At 76.9% G+C, this 16,768-nt stretch carries 12 protein-coding genes; 9 read left to right on the top strand and 3 right to left on the bottom strand.

The window, feature by feature from the left end; translation table 11 throughout:
* Positions 1–22: 22 nt before the first annotated feature.
* Positions 23–688 carry an RNA polymerase sigma factor gene (locus tag WMF33_RS21900; protein WP_437338959.1) on the bottom strand — a complete coding sequence of 222 codons (666 nt, stop codon included), beginning with the start codon at positions 686–688 and terminating at the stop codon, positions 23–25.
* Between the two features lie 213 nt (positions 689–901).
* On the opposite strand from WMF33_RS21900, the gene WMF33_RS21895 reads away from it, so the two are divergent.
* A complete protein-coding gene (locus tag WMF33_RS21895; protein WP_437338958.1) occupies positions 902–1,447 on the top strand; it encodes a hypothetical protein in 546 nt (181 codons plus the stop codon).
* Positions 1,447–2,028 carry a septal ring lytic transglycosylase RlpA family protein gene (locus tag WMF33_RS21890; protein WP_437338957.1) on the top strand — a complete coding sequence of 194 codons (582 nt, stop codon included), beginning with the start codon at positions 1,447–1,449 and terminating at the stop codon, positions 2,026–2,028. The genes WMF33_RS21895 and WMF33_RS21890 overlap by 1 nt, the downstream gene beginning before the upstream one ends.
* Positions 2,029–2,073: 45 nt before the next feature.
* Here WMF33_RS21890 and WMF33_RS21885 read toward each other — a convergent pair whose 3' ends face one another.
* A complete protein-coding gene (locus WMF33_RS21885) occupies positions 2,074–4,497 on the bottom strand; it encodes a PQQ-binding-like beta-propeller repeat protein (RefSeq protein ID WP_437338956.1) in 2,424 nt (807 codons plus the stop codon).
* Positions 4,498–4,742: 245 nt separating this feature from the next.
* Between WMF33_RS21885 and WMF33_RS21880 the strand changes: the two genes are divergently transcribed.
* From WMF33_RS21880 to WMF33_RS21870, 3 genes are all read left to right on the top strand, one after another.
* Positions 4,743–5,369, top strand: a complete 627-nt coding sequence (locus WMF33_RS21880) for a CDP-alcohol phosphatidyltransferase family protein (protein WP_129576052.1) — start codon at positions 4,743–4,745, stop codon at positions 5,367–5,369.
* A 199-nt stretch (positions 5,370–5,568) separates the two neighbouring features.
* Positions 5,569–6,156, top strand: coding sequence for a Uma2 family endonuclease (locus WMF33_RS21875; protein ID WP_437338955.1), 588 nt, complete (start codon positions 5,569–5,571; stop codon positions 6,154–6,156).
* 260 nt (positions 6,157–6,416) lie between these two features.
* Complete coding sequence (locus WMF33_RS21870) at positions 6,417–7,487, top strand: outer membrane protein assembly factor BamB family protein (protein WP_437338954.1); 1,071 nt, start codon at positions 6,417–6,419, stop codon at positions 7,485–7,487.
* Positions 7,488–7,572: 85 nt separating this feature from the next.
* Here the strand turns inward: WMF33_RS21870 and WMF33_RS21865 are convergent, their stop codons facing one another.
* Positions 7,573–8,307 carry a hypothetical protein gene (locus WMF33_RS21865; RefSeq protein WP_437338953.1) on the bottom strand — a complete coding sequence of 245 codons (735 nt, stop codon included), beginning with the start codon at positions 8,305–8,307 and terminating at the stop codon, positions 7,573–7,575.
* Positions 8,308–8,651: 344 nt separating this feature from the next.
* Between WMF33_RS21865 and WMF33_RS21860 the strand changes: the two genes are divergently transcribed.
* From WMF33_RS21860 to WMF33_RS21845, 4 genes are all read left to right on the top strand, one after another.
* The gene (locus tag WMF33_RS21860) at positions 8,652–10,145 is read left to right on the top strand and encodes a hypothetical protein (RefSeq protein WP_437338952.1); all 1,494 of its coding nucleotides are present in this window, start codon (positions 8,652–8,654) and stop codon (positions 10,143–10,145) included.
* Between the two features lie 241 nt (positions 10,146–10,386).
* On the top strand, positions 10,387–13,284 hold the full coding sequence (locus WMF33_RS21855; RefSeq protein WP_437338951.1) for a serine/threonine-protein kinase: 2,898 nt from the start codon (positions 10,387–10,389) through the stop codon (positions 13,282–13,284).
* A 202-nt stretch (positions 13,285–13,486) separates the two neighbouring features.
* Complete coding sequence (locus WMF33_RS21850) at positions 13,487–14,512, top strand: hypothetical protein (RefSeq protein ID WP_437338950.1); 1,026 nt, start codon at positions 13,487–13,489, stop codon at positions 14,510–14,512.
* A 76-nt stretch (positions 14,513–14,588) separates the two neighbouring features.
* Positions 14,589–16,343, top strand: coding sequence for a hypothetical protein (locus WMF33_RS21845; RefSeq protein ID WP_437338949.1), 1,755 nt, complete (start codon positions 14,589–14,591; stop codon positions 16,341–16,343).
* Positions 16,344–16,768 lie beyond the last annotated feature (425 nt).

Raw genomic sequence — 16,768 nt, 5'->3', positions numbered from 1 at the left:
CCCTTCGGGGGGCGGGGGCGGCTCAGGCCGCGAGGCTCGCGCCGGACAGCATCGCCTCTAGGCGGCTCTGGATCTTGTGCCGCTTCGAGTAGACCGTCTTCACGCTGATGCGCATCCGCTCCGCGATCTGCTCCGGGGGCAGGCCCTCGCCGAAGTAGAGCGCGACGAACTCGCGGTCCTTGTCGGAGAAATCGTGGAGCACCTGCCCCACGATCGCGGCGCGCTCGCGGCGCTCGGCGTGGTCCTGCGGGGAGGGGCGCTCGCAGGGGAGCTCGACGGCCGCGTCGTCGAGCGGGGCGCAGCGCGGCGCGCGGCGGGCGCCGCGCAGGTGGTCGTAGGCGCAGTGGACGGCCAGCGTGCCGATCCAGGAGCCGAGCCGCGTGCCGCGCTCGGCGTCGAAGCTCCTCAGCTTGCGCATGTCGTTCGAGATCAGCTGCATCAGCAGCGTCGCGTGGATGTCGCGGATGTCGTCCTGCGCCACCACGGCGGAGAAGCGGGCGATCACGCCGCTGATACAGCGGTGGACCAGCCGATCGTACCGGGCGTGGAAGGCGCGCCAGGCGCGCTCGTTCCCCGCGATCATCTCCTGCACCAGCACCCCTTCGGCGACGTCGCCGAGGTCTTCCGAGCATCCCTTACCGCAGAGAGGCAAGCCGTTGGACATGCCGGGGGCCAGTGCACCCGACATGCCAGCGTCTCCAGGGCCGGATCGACGGGCGGCGCGGCGGCGATGTGCCTCCGTGGGCCTGCGGCCGTACCTCGGGAGCTGTTAACGAGGGTTCACTGCGCGCGACCGCCATCGAGGTGGAAAGATCCATCCTCGCGCCTCGGCCCGGGCCGCGCCGGCGGCGCCGGGCGCATCGGGTCTGCGCGCGGCCCTGTTTCGGGTTATGGACCGAGGGTGCTTTCCGGCCGTGCTCTAGCCCTTGCGGTCCTCGCGTGGTCGCTCCTCAAGGTCGTGGTGCGCCGTCTGTTCGACGGGCCGAGCGGGCTTGCCCTCTTCCGCGAGAACTACGACGCCGACGGCCTGCCGCCGCTCTCGCCCGCCGAGCGCGCGGCGCTGCCCGGCTTCTCCCGCTGCATCGCGTGCGGGCGCTGCGATCTCGGCGAGGCCGAGCGCATCGCCGCCTCGAGGGGGGCTTACCCCGGGCTCATGACCGTGGTGCTCGCGTCCTCGCGGAGCATGCCGGACTTCGACGCCGCGGCGCTCGCGCTCTCGCACGTGCCCGAGGCGGTGCTCGCCGAGAAGGAGCAGACCTGCCCGACCGGCGTGCCGTTCCGCGAGCTGGCCAGGTTCGTGCGGGCCAAGGCCAGCGCCGCGCGCGCGCTGGCCCTGGACGGGGAGGGGAGCGCGCCCGCCGACCTGGCCCTCGCCGCCGCGGCGGCGTCGCCCGCGGCCGCCCTCGACCCCTCGTCGGCCGACCGCGCCGCGCCCGAGGCGACGTGATGACGCCGGCGGCGCGGCGCGGCGCGGCGCGGGCGCTCGCGTTCCTCTTCCTCCTCGGCACCCCGGCCTGCGCCGCGCACCAGCCGCCCCCAGCCCGGACGAGCGGCGCGCTGCCCCTGTCCGCCGAGGTCTCCCGCCCGCCGGGCCCCCGAGCGGCGGTCGCGCCGGGCCAGGCCGAGGACGACGACGCGGGCGAGGACGACGGCCGCATCTCCACGCCCATCGCGCCCGCGAGCGCCCGGGGCGCGGCGAAGGGCGTGCCGATCCAGCGCGGGCGCGCCACCTACTACGCCGACAAGTTCAAGGGCCGCGCCACCGCGAGCGGCGAGCCCTACAACCCCCGCGCGCTCACGGCGGCGCACCGGACGCTCCCCTTCGGCGCGCTCGTCGATGTCGTCCGCCGGGACGGCCGGCGCGTGCGCGTGCGGATCAACGACCGCGGCCCGTTCAAGCGCGGCCGGATCATCGACCTGTCGCGCCGGGCCGCCGAGCGGATCGGGCTCATCCACGACGGCGTGACCGACGTGACGCTCGAGCTCATCTGGAAGCCGGCCCGGAAGCCCGCCCGGCGGGGGCGCTGATCGCGCCGCGGCGCCGGGCGGCCGGGGGCCGCCGCTCTGCGGCGGCTACTGGACGAGGCTGAGCCGCGGGGCCGCGGCGAAGGCGGCCAGGTGGCCGCTCTCCTCGGCGACGTAGACGTCGCACCGCTCGTCGACCCGGAGGAGATCCGGGATGAGGTCGGTCGGCACCTTGCCGAGCAGCGCGCCGTCGCGCGGCCGCACCACGTGCACCTCGCTCTGCGGCACGAACAGCGCCCCCGAGCGGAGCACCGGCTCGAGGCGCCGCGGCCGGTCCCCCTCGACGCCGCCCGCGAGCACGTGCCGGTACCGGACCGCGCCGTCGTGCGCGCCGACCCCGACGATCTCGCCCGCCTCGCTGTTCACCACGACCACGTCGTCGACCATGAGGCACGAGGCCGTCGCCGCGCACGCGGTGAGGTCGAAGCGCGTCGCCCCGGTGCGGCGATCGAGCCCGACGAGCCCGGTGCCGCGCCGCCCGTGGGTCACGACGCACACGGTCTCGGGCCCGAGCAGCGGCGCGCCGACCGGCGCCACGTGCTTCGGCAGGTCGACGGTCCACCGCGCCTCGCCCGACCACGGGTCGAGGTGGTGCAGCCGCGCCCCGCCGCGGCCGACGAACGCCCCGTCGCCCGCCAGGGCGAAGAGCGCGTCGTGATCGACCGCCACCGGCGACGCGAACGGCAGCCGGTCGCAGAAGCGCCAGACGACCTCGCCGCTCAGCACGTCGAGCGCCGCGAGCGCCGGCTCGCCGCTGCCGACCACGACGAGCTTGCCCGCGCGGCGCAGCCGGAAGTTCTCGCCGCGCCGCGCGGCGTAGCGCCAGCGCACCTCGCCCGAGTAGAGGTCCACCGCCGCCAGGTGGCGCGTCCCCTCGCTCACGATGAGCATCCGGGGCAGCCCGGGGGCGCTCACCACCGCGCCCGAGGCGTTCGCGCCGACGCGCGGCGAGAGCCGCGTCGACCAGGCCACCTCGCCGGTCGAGAGCTCGTGCAGCTGCAGCGTGCCGTCGGGCAGGAGCCGCCCGAGGCCGACCGGCGTCATCACCGAGACCGCGCGCGGCGCCTGCTTGCGCCACAGGCACTCGCCGGTGCGCCGATCGATGCAGGTGAGCTCGCGCGTCGAGCCCACGACGAGCACGTCGCCGCAGAGGAAGGTGGCGCGGAGGTCGACCGAGGGGATCGCCGCGACCCACCGGGCGGTGAAGCGCAGCCGCGTCCGCCCGAACGTGTCCTCGGCCGCGGCCTGCGGGCGCGCCGCCGCGGCGAAGGCGCGGTACGTCTCCGGGGCCACGTTGATCTTCGCGTCGTTGCGGGTGAGCTCGCGGAGCCGCTCGGCGAGCTCGCGCACGCGCGCCCGGAACTCGAACAGGCGCAGGTTCGAGGTCTGCGCGCGATCGCGGCGCACGAGGCTGCGCGCCAGCGCGCGCCCGAACGCGACGACGCCTTGGGCGAGCGCGGCCACGTCGACGGCCGGGAAGGTCCAGGTCTGCGCCCGCTCCTCGGCGGCCGCGAACGGCGAGCCGCGGCCCGGGCCGAGCGCGCGCGGATCGGCGGGCGGGACGCGGCCCACGCGGGGCACGCCGAGCGTGAGCGAGAGCGCCCCCTCGCTGTGCAGCCGCACGCCGAGGATCGCGCCGCCGACGGTCAGCCGCCGGTGGTAGGGCTGCCGCCGCGCCCACGCGTCGAGCGACTCGAGCGACAGCGACGCGAGCTGCTCCGCGAACGGGAAGATGAAGACGTCGGGCAGCTCCCGCGCCTCCTCGCCCACGAGCACGCGGATCTTGCCCCGGAAGAGGAGCGAGAAGAGGTCGGCCCGGAGCACGGCCGGCTGGGGGAGCGCGGCGCCCTGGGACGTGCGCAGGAGCGCCTCGGCCGCGATGGCGATCGGGATCTCGCCGGTCGGCTCGACGCCCACGATGGCGGGCTCGCCGCCCGGATCGTCGGGCGAGAACGGCAGGGCGGCGGCGAGGCACCGCCGCGCGGCCGGGAGTCGGTGCTCGCCGAGGCCGCCGCCCGTGTCGTTGTCGGAGAAGGCGGCGTCGCGGCGGGCGCTGGGGCTCCGGTGCGCGGCGAACCGGTCGATGGCCGCGAGCACGCGTGCGCAGAGCGCTTCGCCGTCGAAGCGCCGCTCGTGCAGGGCGACCTCGGGCACGTCGCCGCCGTGGAAGACGGTGACGAGCAGATCGCGGCCCACGCGCTCGAGGCCGAGCTCCCAGGGATCGGGCTCGAGGCACAGCCGCACGACGGCGCGCGCGCGGCGTCCGGAGGCGAGCTCCGCCGCGGCCTCGGCGAGATCGCAGAGCAGCGGCAGCGCCTCGGCCTCGGCGCGCAGCGGCAGCGCCGCCTCATCGAGCGGAGGAGGCGCGTTGCGCGCGCCCTCCAGGACGAAGTCGAGCACATCGCGCAGCGACGTGCGCTCGGGCTCCGGTGAGCATCGGGTGTTGTCGGCGACAAGAGACAGTCCGGGCATCCGCCGACGGATGCTAGGCAGCGTGGGGCCGGGTCCTAAGTTTTGTGCGCGGATAGCCGCGGAGTGGACAAGCCCGTGCCACCTGACTAGACAGCGCCGGGCGCCCGCCGCGGCAGCCCCCGCGGGGCGTGCCCTCTGGCGCGAGGACGGCGCGAGGACGGCGGCGCGCGCGACGCGCGCGACGTGCGCAATGTAGAATGGTTGGCAATCCAACCGGACGTGCAACACTCCGCACCCCGAGCGCCATGCCTTCCGAAAGACCGCCCCACTTCTCGATGCTCCGGTCGTTCGCGCTGGCCGATTTCGTCACGCTGGCGAACGCGGCGAGCGGCACCCTGAGCATCTTGCTCTGCCTGAACTACGTGGCCGAGCGCGAGCGCGTCTACATCTGGGTGGTCTTTGGGCTCTTGCCGTTCGCGCTCGCGTGCGACGTCCTCGACGGCACGATCGCGCGGTGGCGTCGCCGGCACTCGCCGCTCGGGGCTGATCTCGATTCGCTGGCCGACGTGGTCTCGTTCGGCGTCGCGCCCGCGGTGCTCGGCTACGCGCTCGGCCTGCGCGGCCCGTGGGACGCCGCCGCGCTCGTCTACTTCGTCGCCTGCGGGATCAGCCGCCTGGCGCGGTACAACGTGACCGCGGCCGAGCTGTCGGACGAGCGCGGGAAGGTGCGGTATTACGAGGGCACGCCCATTCCCACGAGCCTGCTCATCGTGCTGCTCTTCGGGGTGCTCTTCGCGCAGGAGCGCGTGCACGAGCAGATCTGGCTCGGGTCGATCGCGCTCGGCCCCTGGGCGTTCCACCCGCTCAGCCTGGTCTACGTGGTGAGCGGCAGCGCGATGGTGAGCGGCACGCTGCGGATCCCGAAGCCGTAGCGGGGAGGGGGCGGCGGCGCGGGGGAGCGAAGCGACGCTTTCCACCGGAGCTCCAGAGGATTGCGGCCGGAGAGGGCAAGCGGCCCGAGGGCGGCATCCGTGATGGATGCGCCGTTGCTCCCGCCCTTGCCGGCGCTTGCCGCTGGCGCTCGCTCCGCGCCGCGTTGCCGCCCCGCGGCGCACCGGGCAGGCTTCGTCCATGGGCCAGCCCGCCGAGAAGCCCCGCCGCGCGACGTACGCCGACCTCGAAGCCGTCCCGCCGAACAAGGTGGCGGAGCTCGTCCGCGGTACCTTGCACGTGTTTCCTCGGCCGGCACCACGACATGCACGGGCGTCGTCCAGGCTCGGGGGGAAGCTGTCCGGCCCCTTCGATCTGGGCGAGGGCGGACCCGGCGGCTGGCACATCCTGGACGAGCCCGAGCTCCACTTCTCCGATCCGAATGCGCCCGGCGAGATCGATGCGCTCGTGCCCGACCTCGCGGGCTGGCGCGTCGAGCGCATGCCCGAGCTGCCCCAAACGGCCTACTTCGAGCTCGCCCCGGACTGGATCTGCGAGGTCCTGAGCCCGTCGACCGAGGAGGTTGACCGCGACGAGAAGATGCCGATTTACGCGCGCGAGGGCGTCCGGCACGCGTGGCTGGTCGACCCGATCGCGCGCACGCTCGAGGTCTACGTGCTGGGCGAGGATCGTCGCTGGGGGCCTGCGATGGTCCACCGCGACGCCGCGCGGGTCCGCGTCGAGCCGTTCGACGCCATCGAGCTCGACCTCTCGGTGCTCTGGGCGTAGCGGGCCGCCGCGCTGGCGTGCCTTGTCATCGAGCTCGATCTCTCCCTCCTGTGGGCAAAATAGGAGCATCGGGTCAGGGCCCCGGCCGAGGACGCTGCCCGGCCGCGCGCTCGCCGCCGCGCCGCGCGCCGTCGCTCTCGATCGCGGGCGCCCCGCGGCGATAGACTGGCGCGATGCGGCCCTGCAGGAGCTGTGGTGCCTCGCTGGAGGCAAGCCGTCATGGGATCACGTGTCCGCGCTGCGGCGCCGAGAACCCCGGCGTGGCGGGCGCGCCGGCCGCACTGCCGGGCACCCCCGCGCCCGCGCCGGCCGCACTGCCGGGCAGCCCCGCGCCCGCGCCGGCCCCGGGGCCGCCCCGGGCGGTGAAGGCGCTCCTCGCCGTGGCGATGGCGGCGGTGGGGGCCGGCTTCGCGGTGATGTTCTTCGCGCGCGTCGAGCCGCCGAAGGAGGCCGCCCCCCGCGCGCGCCAGCTCACGACGCAGCTCGACGCGCTCTGCTTCGTGGACGCGAACGGCGACGACGCGCCCGACCCGGTGCTGTGGCAGGACGGCAAGACGCGCGGGCGGGTGGTCGCCGTCGATGGGCGCAGCGGGCAGGGGATCTGGTCGTCGTCGGACCTCGACCGGCCGGACGCGCTCGCCTGCCCCGACCAGAGCACGGTGCTCGCCGGCGGGGAGAGCGCCACGCTGCACGCGCTCGACGCCCGCACGGGCAAGCCGCGCTGGGCAGCGAGCCTGCCCGGGCCCCCCGACGAGGTCGCGGCCGGCGAGGGCTGCGCGACCGTCGTGATGAAGGACGGCACGTCGACCGGGATCAAGCTCGGCGGGGGCGAGGTGGCCGACTGCCCGACCGCGCCGCCGCCGTCGGCGATCACGGGGCAATTCTGGGAGCGCAAGAAGAACCCCCAGGTGGTCCACGTCGGCGACGTGGAGGTCGCGCTCACGGCGCCGACCGAGGGGCCGCCGCGGCTCTCGGCCGAGGGGCGGCGCGGCGGCGCGTCGCTCTGGAAGAAAGAGCTCCCGGTGCGCGCGCCGCTCTCCGGCGGGCGGCCGGACCTCTTCCTCGTCGCGAGCGGCGGCGCCGCCATCGTCGTCGGCGTCGATGTCGTCGGGGGCGCGGAGCTGCGGATCATCGCCCTCGATCCCGCGACCGGGGCCAGCCGGTACGAGCGCGCGGCGGGCTACCTCGGCGATCGGATCGCGGCGGTGAAGGCCGCGGGCCCCTACGTGTACGTCGTGAGCGGCGCCGCGGTGAGCGGCGCCGCGCTGCGCGCGATCGATCCGGCGACCGGCGGCACCGTGTGGCGCGCGACCGCCCCGCTGTCCCCGTGACCGGTCCGCGCGACCGCGCCGCCGTCCCCGCGACCGGGCCAGGCGGCCGCGCCGCCGTCCCCGCGACCGGGCCAGGCGGCCGCGCTCAGCAGAGGCAGCCGACGAAGGTGCCGGAGAACAGCGGCCGCTCCATGACCGCGGCGCCGCACGTCGGGCACGTGTCGCCGAGCTTGAGCTCGCGGGGCGGGGGCGCCGGCTTCGCCGGCTGCGCGCCCGCGGCGACGCCGGCCGCGGCGAGCGGCTGGAACTCCACGATCGACACGCGCGAGAACCCCTGCCTCGGCGTGGCGCTGCGCTGCGGGGAGGCCAGGAGATCCTGCTTGCTGCGGACCGGCAGGATGGGCCTCGACATGTTGATGTAGGCGAGCTCGGTCGTGTAGAGCGCCGGGTCGAGCATGCGCGGGTCCTCCGGCTGGACGATGCCGTGCTGGAACGCCTCGATCAGCATGTCGACGTCGGTCCGCGCGTTGCGGTTGCGCGCGGCGTCGACGAGGAAGAGCCCGTTGCCGTAGTAGGCGGCGTTGAGCCAGAAGCCGGTGCCCGCGGTGTGATAACCGCCGGTCGCCCACTTGTACCCGCGCAGGGAGCGGACGTGGGCCGTCAGCGCGTTCGCCAGCGCGTACGACGTCATGCCGAGCGGCAGGAGGCTCACGAGCGCCGCCGGGTGGAAGTTCAGGCAATCGCTGCAGCAGACAGGCACCGTCGGCATGAGCGCCTGCGCCGGATCGATGCAGACCTGGACTTCCGATTCGCTGCGATAGCAGCCGGTGAAACAGGAATGCCGCTCGACGGCGGCCAGGAGCGCGGCGGGAAGTGCCATGCGAGAAACTATACCGTCCACGAGGGCGCATGGCTGCCACGAGGCGCAGCGTCACCGCCGCTGTCCGCCGCGCGAGATGCGCGGCGCGCCCGGGCGTTCTCGACGTTCGCGCGTGCACGCGGCCGTACGTCCGCGCTCTCGCGTGCACGCTCGCCCGCGCGTTTGCGCGGCTGCGGACAGGCGAGCGCGATTGCGTCCTTCGTGCGCCTGTCCCAGGATCGCCGGCCGTGAAGAAGGCCGCGCAGCCCGAGCATCGGCGCCTCCGGGGATGCGTCCTCGATGAAGCGCGCGCGGCAGAGCTCGTAACGCCGGTCCAGGACGGGCGTGCGGTCCTCGTGCTTCGAGTGCGGCGCGGACGCACGGGCCGCGTGACCGGGCGGAGGCGCTCGCTGCTCGTCGCGCTCGCCGGCGCCCTCGCGGCGCTGCTCCCGGCGCTCGCGCTCTCGGGGTTCACGGTCGACGACGCGCTGATCACGGCGCGCTACGCGCACCACCTCGCGCGCGGGCTGGGCTACCGCTTCAACGCGGCCGGGCCGGTGACCGACGGCGTGACCCCGCTCGGGTGGGCGTTCGCGCTCGCGCCGTTCGCGGCCGGAGGCCCGCTCGCCGCGCTCGCGGCCGCGAAGGCGATCGGCGTCGCCGCGTGGACGCTCGCCGCCGGAGCGCTGGCGCTCGCGGTCGACCGGGCCTCCGGCAGGCCGGCGCGCTTCGCGGCGCTCGCGCTCGTGCCGGCGTCGGCGCCGCTCGCGGCCTGGTCCGCGGCGGGCATGGAGACCGGCGTCGTCGCGGCGCTCGGCGCCCTCGCGGTCGCGCTGCCGGCGCTCGGCTGGGCGCTCGCCGGCGCGGCCTGCGCCGGGGCGGCGGCGGCGCTCCGGCCGGAGCTCCTGCCGTTCGCGCTCGTCGTCGCGCTCGCGGCCCTGGCGGCCCCGCGCGCCGGCGGCGCAGGCGCCGCGCCGCCTGTGCCCGCGGGGGCCCGCGCGCTCGCCGCGCTCGCCCTCGCGGGCCTGCCCTTCGTCGCGGTGGCCGCGGCGCGGCTCGCGATCTTCGGGCGCGCGGCGCCGCTCGCCGCGCTCGCCAAGGCGCCGGACGCGGCGCTCGGGGCCCGGTACGCGCTCGCGTGCTTCCTCCTGACCGGGCCGGTGGCGCTGATCGCGCCGGTCGCGTGGCGCGCGCTCCCGGCGTGGCCGCGCGGGCTGCTCGCGGCGGTCGCCGTGCACTTCCTCGCGGTCGCGACGGCGGGCGGCGACTGGATGCCGCTGTCGCGGCTCGTCGTGCCGGCGCTGCCCGCGGTCGTGCTCGCGGCGGCCCACGTCGCCTCGGCCGCGGGCGCGCGCGCCACGGCGCTCCGGATCGCGCTCGCGCTCGCCGGGCAGCTCTTCGTGATGATCCGCGTCGGGCCGACCGCCGCGCGCGTCGGCGGCGATCGGCTGCGCGTGATCGAGGAGCTCCGCGGCGCGCTCGCCGGGGCCGAGGTCGTCGCGGCGCTCGACATCGGCTGGCTCGGCGCCGCGACGGGCGCGACGCTCGTGGATCTCGCGGGCGTCACGGATCCGGCGATCGCGGCGCTGCCCGGCGGGCACACCACGAAGCGGATCCCCGGCGCGCTGCTCGACGCGCGCGGGGTGGACGCGCTCGTGCTGCTGCTCGCCGAGGGGCAGGCGCTCGCCTCGCCGTGGACCGCCTCGCGCTTCGCGCGCGGGGTGGAGCAGCACCTCGCGCGCCTGCCCGGCGCCGGCGAGGAGTTCGCGCCCGCGGCGGTGAGCGGCGTGCCGCACCTCCGGTACGTGGTGCTGCGGCGCCGCGCCGGGGGCGAGGCCGCGGGCGTCGCGCCGCGCTGACCCGGTCGCCGGCGGCGCGCGTGCGGCGCTCTCGCGCTCGCGCCGCGGAGGTGCGCCAGCGTGCACGCGGCACCGACGCGGACGCCGCCCTTGCGCGACGACGTAGGCCGCGATGGTGTGCCGGCACGCGCGCCGCGCCACGTCGCGCGGCGTCGCGGCAGGTGGCAGTGGACGCCGGACGCGCGCAGCTGGCACGCTGTAGAGAAGCGCGCCGTGCGCCCGAGAGGAGCGCGTCAGCTCGATGCGGTCAGGTGAGGTCGTCGACGACCGGTTCGAGGTCGAGGAGCACGCCGCCTCGGGCGCGACGGCGCGCGTGTACCGCGCGCGCGACCTCCGGTCCGGCGCGAAGGTCGCGCTCAAGCTCCTGCAGACGGCCGCGACCCCGGCGCTCGGCGCCCTCGCGCGCGAGGCGCTCGCCCTCGCGACGCTCCCGATCCCCGGCGTCGCCCGCTACGTCGCGCACGGCGCGACCGCGGGAGGCCGGCTCTACCTCGCGATGGAGTGGATCGAGGGCGAGACCCTCTCGGAGCGGCTCGATCGCGCGCCGCTCACGATCGCCGAGGGCCTGACGCTCGCCGCCCGCGTGGCCGAGACGCTCGCCGCCGTCCACCGCCTCGGCTTCGTGCACTGCGACGTGAAGCCGGGCAACCTCCTCCTCGAGGGCGGCGACCTCGAGCGCGCCCGGCTCATCGACTTCGGCGCCGCGCGCTTCTCCGGGGACGAGGAGGAGTTCCCGACGCTCGGCGAGATCCGCGGCACGCCGCAGTACATGGCCCCGGAGCAGGCCCGCGGCGAGCCGCAGATCGACGCGCGCGCCGACGTCTTCGCGCTCGGCAGCGTGCTCTTCGAGTGCCTGACCGGGCGCGCCGCCTTCGCCGGCGGCGACCCGCTCTCGGTGCTCATGAAGGTCCTCCTCGAGGAGCCGCCGCGGCTCAGGGAGCTCCGCGGCGACGTCCCGTCCGGCCTCGATCGGCTCGTCGCGCGGATGCTGTCGAAGGCCCGCGAGGCCCGCCCGCGCGACGGCGGCGCGGTCGCGGCGGCGCTCGCCGCGGAGGCGCTCGACAGGCGCCCGGGCGGCGGCCTGCCGCCGTGGTCGCAGCCCTCGTCGTCCCACCCGCCGCCCCGCGCGCGCGAGATCACGGCCAGCGAGCGGCGGGTCATGTGCCTCATCCTCGCGCGTGAGGACGAGGACGAGGCCGACGCCGAGGCGACCCTCTCGGAGACCGCGGACGAGGGCCGATCGCGCGCCATCCGGGAGATCGTCGAGCGCCACCGCGGCCGGATCGAGCTCCTGGAGGCGCGGTGGCTGCTCGTCACGCTCTCGGGGCTCTCCGCGCCCGCCGATCTCGCGGCCCAGGCGGCGAGCTGCGCGCTCTCGCTCCGGGAGCTGCTCGGCGGCGCGCGGCTCTCGCTCGTCACCGGCCGGGCCGAGGTCGCGGCGCGGCTGCCGGTCGGCGCGGTGATCGACCGCCTTGTGCAGCTCGTCCAGGGCTCGCGCGATCCGCACCGCCCGGCGGCCATCCGCATCGACGACATGACCGCGGGCCTGCTCGGCGCGCGGTTCGGCGCGACCCGGGACGCGTCGGGGTGCTGGCTGTACGGCGCCCGCGAGGAGGCGCTCGACGCGCCGCCCGCGCTCCTCGGGCGGCCGACGCCGTACGTCGGCCGCGAGCGCGAGCTCGGCCTGGTCGAGGCCGAGGTCGACGCCTGCCTCCGCCGCAGGGCGCCGGGCGCGGTGCTCGTGACGGGCGCGGCCGGGGCGGGCAAGTCGCGGCTCGGCTACGAGCTCGTCCGCGCGCTCCGGGCGCGCGGCGAGCCCCTCGAGGTGTGGATCGGCCAGGCCGACCCGATGAGCGCGGGCTCCGCCTTCGGCCTGCTCCAGCGCGCGCTCCGCAGCGGGCTCGGCCTCCGCGACGGCGAGCCGATCGCCGCGCGGCGGCGCAAGCTCCGCGCGCGCGCCGCGCGTCGCGGCGGCGCCGCCGCGGGCGCGCGCATCTCGCCCTTGCTCGGCGAGCTCGCGGGCGCCCCGCCGCCGGACGGCGGCGACGCGCGGCTCGATCCGGCGCGGCGCCCGCCGATCTCGAGCGACGAGCTCCGCCTCGCCTGGGAGGCCTTCCTCGACGCCGAGTGCGCCGCGCGGCCGGTGCTCCTCGTGCTCGACGACCTGCACTGGGGCGATCCGCCGACCGTGGCGCTGGTCGACGCGGCGCTGCGCCGCTTGCGGGGCCGGCCGTTCGCGGTGCTCGCGCTGGCGCGGCCCGGCGTGCGCGAGATCTTCCCGGGGCTCTGGGGGCCGCACCTGCGCAGGGAGGTCTGCCTCCCGCCGCTCGCGCCGGCGGGCGGCGAGCGGCTCGTGCGGGAGGCGCTCGGCGCCCGGGCGAGCGCGGACCTCGTGCGGGCGATCGTCGAGCGCGCCGACGGCAACGCGTTTTGCTTGGAGGAGCAGATCCGCGCCGCTGCCCGCGGGAGGATCTCGGCGCCGCCGGAGACGGTGCTCGCGATGGTGCAGTCGGATCTCGACGCGCTCGATCCGGAGGCGCGCCGGGCGCTCCGTGCCGCGAGCGTCTTCGGCGAGGCGTTCTCCGAGGCGGGGGTCGCCGCGCTCGTGGGCGGCGCGGACGTCGCGCGCGCGCTCGACGAGCTCGCGCGGCGCGGGGCGGTCGTGCGGCTCGGCGCGGGCGGCGCGGGCGGCGCGGGCGGCGCGGGCGGCGCGGGCGGCGCGGGCGGCGGCGCCGTGTACCGCTTCCGCCACGCGCTCCTCCGGGAGGCTGCCTATGCCATGCTGACCGAGGGCGACCGGCGGCTCGGCCACGCGCTCGCGGGCGGCTTCCTCGCGGAGCGCGGCGAGGCCGATCCCATGGCGCTGGCCGAGCACTTCGAGCGCGGCGGCGATCCTGCGCGCGCGGCCGCGGCGTACCTCGAGGCGGCGCGGCAGGCGCTCTCGGTCGGCGACCCTGGCGCGGCGCTCGCGCGGGCGGCGCGCGGCATCGCCTGCGACCCGGCGCCGGCCCTCGCGGACGAGCTCCGCCGCGTCGAGGGCGAGGCGCGCTTCCGCGAGCGCGCGGCCGGCGCCCGCGCAGCGGACGACGCCTGCGCGCTCGAGCTCGCGCCGGAGCGGCTGAGCGAGGCGGCCGAGTAGGAGAGCTCACGCGCCTCTCTCGGCGCAGCACCGCGCGCTGCTGACGAGGTGCGCCGCGCGCTTCGCGGAGCGCCGCTGTCGCGCCGAGCGGGGCCGCTCGACTGCGGCTGTCGGGTGGCAAACGGACTCCTGTCGATGCAATGCCCTCGGCCTTGCGTCGCTCGAGGTAGGGTCAGGTGCCTGCGCGGAGCCCGATCTCGAGATGCGACAGCTCTCCCTCTTCGAAGGCCGCGCGCTCCCGGCGGAGCCTGGCCTGCTCGACGGCGCCGCCGGCCCGCCGCCTGGTGACGGCGCGCCCGCGGGGCAGCTCGACCTGTTCGCGCAGCGCACGCTGCGGCTCTCGCGCGCGGCCGGGGCGATCGCCGCCGGGGAGCTCGGCGAGGCGCGGCGGATGCTCGCGGAGCTCGCGGCGCTCCACCCGGCCGACGCCGACATCCGCCGCCAGTCCGAGCGGATCGCCGCGCTCGAGCGGAAGCTCGCGCGGGCCCTGGGCTCCGCCGCGCCGGCGGCCGCGCTGCTCGAGATCGCGCGCGGCCTCGAGCGCGAGAGCGGCGCCTCTGCGTCGCTGCGCCGCGTGCTCCTCGGCCGCGTGGCGGCGGCGCTCCGCGCGGCGGAGGGCGACGACGGCCGGCTCGAGGGGCAGCCTCCCGGGTATTACTGGCTCGCGGCGGGTGACGTGCCCGAGGCGCACGCCTCGCTGCTGCGCGCGGTGGAGGCGCGGCGGAGCGCGCGCGCGCTGTTCCTGCTCGGCGACGCCGCGACGTCGCTCGGCGAGCCCGCGGCGCGGCGGTTCTACCTGGAGGCGCTCCTCGGCGATCCGTTCGACGCGGCGCTCGCGTCGGCGCGCGACGAGGCGGTGCGCGGCCTGCCCGACGTCGCGCGCTACGAGCTCGAGATCGAGGACGAGCCGGCGGCGTGGTCGGCGCCCGTCGGGATCGTGACCGGCGTGCTGCCGCCGCCCGTGGGGATCGCGATCGCGCTCGACGAGGCGGGCGCCGGGGGCGCTGCCGCGTCCGGAGGGGCGCCGGATCGGCCGTGGTCGCCCGGGCAGGGCGAGGCGCTCTCGATGGCGCGGCGCTTCGTCGCGGCGCTCGCCGCGGCGTCGTCGCGGGAGGCGCGGCGGTCCGGCGAGGCGGTGATCGAGGCGCGGCGCGCGATGAAGCGGCTCGCGCCGGCGCTGTTCGCGGCGTACATGGCGCGGGGCGGGGGGGCGCTGCAGGGCGGGTAGGGCCCGCCGCGTCGCCGCCCGCCGGGCGGAGAGGGGCGCCCCGCCGGGTCGCGGTCGTTTACGCTCGAAGGCGGCCATGAGGAGTCGTCCTGCCATCACGCTCCGCGTGCCCAGGGTCGTGCACGCGGGCGACACGTTCGACGTCGGGATCTCGCTCGACTGCGCCGCGGAGACGCCGATCAACTTCGTGCGCGTGACGCTGGAGCTCACGCTCGCCGTGCAGAGCAACACCGACGAGGACCGGAATTTCTCCGGGTCTCGCGATCTGCTCGTCCTCAGCGTGGATGTGGCCGGGAAGGGGCGGCTCGGCGCGGGGAATCATCGCTACCGGGTCTCGTTCACGCTGCCGGGCGACGTACCGCCGTCGCACGCCGGCGTCATCGCGTCCTTCTGCTGCAAGGTCGGCGCGCTCGTCTCCATCCCGTGGTGGATCGACGCCGCGGAGCGCAAGGAGATCCTCGTCCGGCCCTCGATCGCGGAGGCGCCGAGGGACGAGCCGTTGACCAGCGCGAGCGGGCCGGAGAGCGGCGCCTTCCTCGAGGTGTCGTTGCCGGGCCGGACGTTCGCCCCGGGTGAGATCCTGGCCGGGGCCGTCGCCTTCCGCGGTTACGCCGGGAGTCGTCCGATCGCGCTCGACGTCGCGCTGGTCAGCGTCGAGCGCCATCGGACGAGGGACCGGTCGAACGAGCGCCGCCGGCTCTCGTTCTTTCAGGAGCTCACGAAGATCGCCGAGGGGCAGGAGGTGCCCTTCCACATCGCGCTGCCGCGCGATCTCGCGCCGTCTTTCAGCTTCGGCGAGGTCTCCCTGGAGTACGTGCTGGAGATGGCGTTCAAGCACATGGAGGGCCGGCTGCTGCACCGCGTGCCGGTGATCGTCGACATGTTCGAGCCGCGCCCCGGGATCGAGGCGAAGCGGCCGCGCATCGGCGCGGATCGCTGGCGCGCGCTCTGGTCGCGGGCGGGGCAGCGGATCGAGCTGTCGCTCGCGGAGCGGGAGCTGGCGCTCTGCGGGGTGCGCGCGGGGTGTGCGGTGGCGGTGGTCCCGGCCGAGAGGGAGTCGTGGGGCGGCCTGGCCGCGATGGTGCGGTTCGCGGAGCCCTGGGGGCTGCATCTCGACGTGCGGCCGCGTGCCCTGCTGGAGCTCGGCGGGGTGGCGACCGGGGACAGCGGCTTCGATCGGCGTTTCCGGGTGCGGGGGCGGGAGGAGGCGCAGGTGCTGGCGGCGCTCACGCCCGCGCTGCGTCGCGCGCTGAGCGCGTTCGGCCGGGCCGAGGTCGACGACGCTGAGGCGTGGGTGTGGAGCGCCGCCGCGGCGTTGGACGAGCCGGAGCTCGCGGCGTTCCTGGCGCCGGTCGACGCGCTCGCGCGGGCGGTCGCGGAGGCCGGCGCGGCGCTTCCGCCGCCGGCGGCGATGGCCGCGTGGCTGCCGGCGTGGCGCCGCTTCGCGGAGGAGAGCGACGGGGCGCTCCGGGTCGGTTCGATGCGGCTTTCGGGGACGTTCGAGGGGGCGGGGTTCGAGGTGGAGACGCTGTTCAAGGGGGCTGCGCCGACGGGGACGCGGCTCGCGCTGCGGCTGGATCCGCCGATCGCGGGCGCGGGCAGGCCCCGGAGGGCGGCGGAGCAGCGGATCGCGGGGGCGATCCTGGAGCAGGCGGCGCGCCTCGGGGGCGTTGCGGGCGCGGAGGAGGGGGTCGCGGTGGCGCCTGGGGAGATCGCGGTGGTGATGGCGGGGCCGCTCGCGGATCCGGCGGCGGCGCGGGAGGTGCTGCGGCCGATGCTGGCGCTGGCGCGCGAGATGCGGGGGGAGCGGCGGGGAGGGCCGTACCGGTGAGGGGCGGCGAGGGGTGGGGCGGGCGAGGGGATGGGAGGTGGGGGAGGGCTGGTCGGCGGGGCGGGTGGGCAGGTCGCGACATGGCCGGGGGCGTGTCGGCGGGGCAGGCCGGCATGTCGCAACATGGGCGAGGGCCGGTCGGCGGGGCGGGCGGGCATGTCGCGACATGGCCAGGGGCTGGTGGGCGGGGCAGGCCGGCATGTCGCAACATGGCCAGGGGCTGGGCGGCGGGGCAGGCCGGCATGTCGCGACATGGCCAGCGGCTGGCCGCCGGGGCGGGAGACATGTCGGAGAAGTGCTCGTGGCAGCTGCGCTCGACGCCGACATCGATGAGGTCCGTCGACGCCCGCCGAGAACGGTCGGACGGTCGAGCTACGCGCGAACCGCTTCGAACGGCAACCCGGTGCGGGAGGAGCCCCGGTAGC

The organism is Sorangium sp. So ce394, from assembly GCF_051474665.1.
Lineage (GTDB): Bacteria > Myxococcota_A > Polyangia > Polyangiales > Polyangiaceae > Sorangium > Sorangium cellulosum_D.
The sequence above is the reverse complement of the archived record's forward strand: the minus strand, read 5'-3'. Positions and strand labels throughout refer to the sequence as shown.

What these genes read in the sequence shown, in the direction of transcription:
- WMF33_RS21900 (WP_437338959.1), bottom strand. Translation starts at nt 688, where the DNA reads ATGTCGGGTGCACTGGCCCCCGGCATGTCCAACGGCTTGCCTCTCTGC.
- WMF33_RS21890 (WP_437338957.1), top strand. Translation starts at nt 1,447, where the DNA reads ATGACGCCGGCGGCGCGGCGCGGCGCGGCGCGGGCGCTCGCGTTCCTC.
- WMF33_RS21885 (WP_437338956.1), bottom strand. Translation starts at nt 4,497, where the DNA reads ATGCCCGGACTGTCTCTTGTCGCCGACAACACCCGATGCTCACCGGAG.
- WMF33_RS21880 (WP_129576052.1), top strand. Translation starts at nt 4,743, where the DNA reads ATGCCTTCCGAAAGACCGCCCCACTTCTCGATGCTCCGGTCGTTCGCG.
- WMF33_RS21875 (WP_437338955.1), top strand. Translation starts at nt 5,569, where the DNA reads ATGGGCCAGCCCGCCGAGAAGCCCCGCCGCGCGACGTACGCCGACCTC.
- WMF33_RS21865 (WP_437338953.1), bottom strand. Translation starts at nt 8,307, where the DNA reads ATGGCACTTCCCGCCGCGCTCCTGGCCGCCGTCGAGCGGCATTCCTGT.
- WMF33_RS21855 (WP_437338951.1), top strand. Translation starts at nt 10,387, where the DNA reads ATGCGGTCAGGTGAGGTCGTCGACGACCGGTTCGAGGTCGAGGAGCAC.
- WMF33_RS21850 (WP_437338950.1), top strand. Translation starts at nt 13,487, where the DNA reads ATGCGACAGCTCTCCCTCTTCGAAGGCCGCGCGCTCCCGGCGGAGCCT.
- WMF33_RS21845 (WP_437338949.1), top strand. Translation starts at nt 14,589, where the DNA reads ATGAGGAGTCGTCCTGCCATCACGCTCCGCGTGCCCAGGGTCGTGCAC.